This is a genomic window from Persicitalea sp. (assembly GCF_041751555.1).
Classification (GTDB): Bacteria; Bacteroidota; Bacteroidia; order Cytophagales; family Spirosomataceae; genus Persicitalea.
The window spans coordinates 1-4,618 of sequence record NZ_JBGSXF010000219.1; the positions used below are offsets into that span (position 1 = coordinate 1).

Here is a 4,618-nt window from a genome sequence, read left to right on the forward strand (position 1 = left end):
TTCATCGCCGTGGACGACCTGCGACCTGAGTTGGGTTGTTATGGCGACGATTTGGTAAAATCTCCCAACATCGACCGCCTCGCGGCCAGCGGTTTGCTCTTCGAGCGGGCCTACTGCCAGCAAGCCGTTTGCTCGCCTTCGCGGACGAGTCTGCTCACGGGCCTGCGCCCCGACTCCACCCATGTTTATGACCTGACGACGCATTTCCGCACCACCGTTCCCGACGTGGTGACGCTCCCCCAGCACTTCAAGAACAACGGCTACGTGACGGCCTGGTGGGGAAAGCTGTTTCACGCTAATCTGCTCGACCCGGTTTCGTGGACGCGGCAGGGCGACCAGATGGAGCCCAAGAACAACTGGCGGGCTTACGCGACTGAGGCAAACAAAGCAATAGCCGCCCGAAACAACGGCGCGGGGCCGGCTTTCGAGCGCGCCGAGCTTCCCGACAATGCCTATCCCGACGGCAAAATCGCGGAGAAAGCAATTGAAACGCTGCGAGAAATCAAGGATCAGCCGAACGCGGCCCGGCCTTTTTTCCTGGCCGTGGGTTTTTACAAACCACACCTGCCCTTTACCGCTCCCAAGAAATATTGGGAGCTTTATCAGCGCTCAGACTTCAAGCTCCCCCCCCGGCAGACGCCGCCCGACAACGCCCCCGCCCTGGCTTCGACCGGCTGGGGCGAGCTCCGGAACTATACCGACATTCCCGCCAAAGGCCCGCTCGCCGACGAACAAGCGCGGGAGTTGATTCACGGCTACCACGCCTGCGTCAGCTACACCGATGCCCAAATTGGCAAGGTACTTGACGAATTGAAACGCCTGGGGTTGGAGAAAAATACCATTGTGGTACTATGGGGTGACCACGGCTGGAAACTCGGCGACTACGGGCAGTGGTGCAAGCACACCAATTTTGAAATTGATACCCGCGTCCCTTTGATGGTCCGCGTTCCGGGCATGAAAACGGCCGGAAAGAAAACAAATGCTTTGGTAGAGATGGTAGATTTATACCCGTTTCTCTGCGACGCAGCCAACCTGCCCAAACCTGCCCATTTGCAGGGAGAGAGTTTCGCACAACTCCTCGCCAAGCCGGATTTAGCCTGGAAAGAATCTGCTCTCAGCCAGTACCCGCGCGGCAATGATATTATGGGCTATTCCCTACGCACCGACCGCTATCGTTTCACCAAATGGCTAAAATCCGATGGCAGCGTCGTGGCCACCGAACTCTATGATCTGCGAAAAGACCCCAATAGTACCGTAAACGTGGCGGCAGAAAACGAGTACAGGACAATTCTGCCCAAACTAGATGCTCAACTTGACAAGAAGAGACAATCCACTTTGTAAAACTCCGTGTTTTTAGTCGCTGTTATGAGAAAAGTTTTTGTAAAAAAAGCAAGCGCATTGCTGTTCGTCGCTGCTTGGCTGACAATCCCCGCTCACGCCCAGCAGGAAGACCTCTCGGTTTTTGGTTATTGGAGAATCTACGACGGCGACCCGGCCACATCGTTCTACAAGCACCTTTACCAACGGGCAGCCCGGCAACTGGGCGAGCGGGAGAAGGCCATTGAAAAGCTAAAGACCAAAAGTGATTGGCAGCAAAGACAATTATTGCTCCAAAAAAAGATGACCGCCGCTCTCGGACCATTTCCGCCGAAAACGCCCCTCAATCCCGTCGTGACGGGTCGGCTCGACCGCCAGGATTTCACGGTGGAGAAGCTGTACTTCGAGTCGCAGCCCGGCTACTACGTCAACGCTGCGCTGTTCATTCCAAAAAATAAGCCAGGCAAACTACCCGCCATCGTGTACACCTGCGGCCATACCGACATCGCTTTCCGGGGTGAAGTATATCAGCGCGTCATTATCAATCTGGTTAAAAAAGGGTTCGTGGTACTTACCTTCGACCCCGTCGGGCAGGGCGAACGCAAAGATTATCAAGACGTTCCGGGTAAGATTTCCGGCACCAGGGAGCATTCCTACGCTGGTGCGCAATTATTTTTGTCGGGCGTCTCTCCGGCCAGCTACTTCGCCTGGGATGGTATTCGGGCCGTCGACTACCTCATCAGTCGTCCCGAGGTAGATGCTTCACGCATCGGGATCACAGGCCGCTCGGGCGGCGGTACCCAGGCCACCTACATTGCCGCCCTCGACGACCGGGTACGGGTCGCTGCGCTGGAATGCTACATCACGACCTTTGATAAACTTCTGAAATCGCGCGGCCCGCAGGACGCCGAACAGAACCTTTTTCATGGCATCGCAAATGGGTTGGATCTACCGGATTTCATCGAGATACGCGCTCCCAAACCCACGCTGCTCATCGGCACGACCAACGATATTTTCAGCATCCAGGGCTTTCGCGATGCTTATCACGAAGCGCGTCGGGCCTACCAGGCATTTGGCCAGCCCGAAAACCTGCAAAAGGTCGAGGACGATGCCGAACACGCCTCCACCCGCAAAAACCGCGAAGCCACCTACACCTTTTTCCAAAAACACCTCGATAACCCAGGCAGCGGGGAAGACCAGGAAGTGGATTTTTTTAGCGCAGCCGAGTTGGACATTATCCCCGAGAAAGACAGCGCGAATTTTGCAAAGCGGGAAACGCTTTTTAGCCTGAACACGAAGTACACCACTGGTCTTTTACAAAAAAGAAAGGAACATCAAAAGGGTAAACCACTCACGCTGAAAGGTCTGCGAGAAAGCGTGATCGCGCACTCCGGCTACGAAACTCCTCCAGCGGAGCGGGAAGTCATTTTTTCGGGTCGGATTCTGCGCCCCGGTGATGCCATCGAAAAGTACCTTGTGAAGGGTGCTGGCGAATATTATCTTCCCGTATTGCATCTAAAACCGAAAAATTCCAATGGCAAATCAGTGCTTTGGCTGGACGGCCGGGGTAAGGCTGCTGCCCTCGCACCGGGCGAAACGGCCGACCAACTGGCCAATGAGGGCTACGATATAATCGCCGCCGACCTGAGTGGTATCGGTGAACTGGCGACGGGCTACTTCCAGCTTGGCGATGGCATTATCAACGGCGTTCCGCTTAATTTGTGGTTTGCCGGGATACTCACGGATAAGAGCCTGGTGGCCGTGCGGGCGGAGGAGATCGGGATTTTGGCTGACTTTGTCAAAACCACCGCCGAGTCGGCCAGGGTACTGACCGCCGTTGCTTCCGGGACGCTGACTGCCGATCTGCTGCACGCGGCGGTAATCGACAATCCTTTTAAAAAAATGATCTTGCTTGATCCGCTGGTTTCCTATCGATCGCTCATCGAAGAACGAATTTACGATCCGAAGTACATGATGTCGGCGGTGGCCGGGGCTTTGTCCGACTACGACCTGCCTGATTTGGTGGGGGCGCTTTCCACGCAGAACCTGCTGCTGCTAAATCCCGTCGATCCTACGGGCAAGAAAATCAGCCAGGAAAAAATTGACGTAATTTATGGCGATGCTTTGCGGCGGAATGCCGCCGGACAACCAATTATTCGACCCGACGTAAAGCCGCAGGAAGTTAGTTCGGCCATTTTAGAATGGCTTGGAAAGTAGAAGAATGTTTTGAGAATTTAAACCCCTAGAATTGATGAAAACCAACCGCCCGTTTTTACTTATTGCCCTTGCTTGCCTGATGACCTTCTCGGCCCAGGCCCAGAAAACGAAACGCTACCTCTACGTCGTCACGCCGGGCGTGCGCAACTACCTCGGCTACGGCGGCCACGGCATCAATGTCTTCGACATCGACGACAACCACCGCTTCGTCAAATTCATCGAAACGCCCGGCGGGATGAAAGCCGACGGCAAGACGGTGTCCAATGTCAAAGGCGTGGATGTGAGTCTCGCGACCAACGCGATCTACATAAGTACCCTGGAAGCCATCCAATGCTATGACCTCACGACCAATAAACTCCGCTGGGAAAAGACCTACGAAGGCGGCGTGGATCGCATTTCCATTTCGCCCGACGGCGGTACGATCTACGCGCCTTCGCTGGAAAAGGAATTCTGGAACGTGCTGGACGCCAAAACGGGCGACCTCATCACTAAAATCGTGACCAACTCCGGCTCGCACAATACCATCTACGGGCCAGATGGCAAGTACGTCTATCTGGCCGGACTGAAAGCCCCAATTCTGAATGTGGCCGACGCGAAAACGCATAAAGTGGTGAAGCAAGTCGGCCCGTTCACCGCCGCCATCCGGCCCTTCACGATCAATGGCAAACAGACGCTGGCTTACGTAAATGTCAATGGCCTACTGGGCTTTGAAGTCGGCGACCTCACGACCGGAAAAATGCTGCACCGCGTGACGGTCGAAGGCTTTTTGGTCAACGATGTGAAGCGCCACGGCTGCCCGAGCCACGGCATCGGCCTCACGCCCGACGAACGAGAACTCTGGCTCTGCGACGGGGCCAACGAGCGGCTGCACATCTTCGACAACACCGTAATGCCGCCCGCGCAGAAAACCACCATCCGGGTGCGCGATATGCCCGGCTGGATTACGTTCAGCGTCGATGGCAAGTACGCCTACCCTTCCACGGGCGACGTCATCGACGTAAAGACCCGCCGCACCGTGGCCACGCTGGAAGACGCCGACCACAACGCCGTGCAAAGCGAGAAGATGGTGGAGATTCATTTCCAG

3 protein-coding genes are annotated in these 4,618 nt (G+C 55.7%); all 3 read left to right on the forward strand.

Annotation, left to right across the window (positions count from 1 at the left end):
• Nucleotides 1-1,341, forward strand: a 1,341-nt coding sequence (locus tag ACEW8P_RS07900; RefSeq protein ID WP_373512548.1) for a sulfatase, incomplete at its 5' end; no start/stop codon positions are given.
• 57 nt (nt 1,342-1,398) lie between these two features.
• The gene (locus tag ACEW8P_RS07905; protein ID WP_373512549.1) at nt 1,399-3,534 is read left to right on the forward strand and encodes an alpha/beta hydrolase; all 2,136 of its coding nucleotides are present in this window, start codon (nt 1,399-1,401) and stop codon (nt 3,532-3,534) included.
• 79 nt (nt 3,535-3,613) lie between these two features.
• Nucleotides 3,614-4,618: YncE family protein (locus tag ACEW8P_RS07910; protein ID WP_373512550.1), on the forward strand; the 1,005-nt coding region annotated here is incomplete at its 3' end.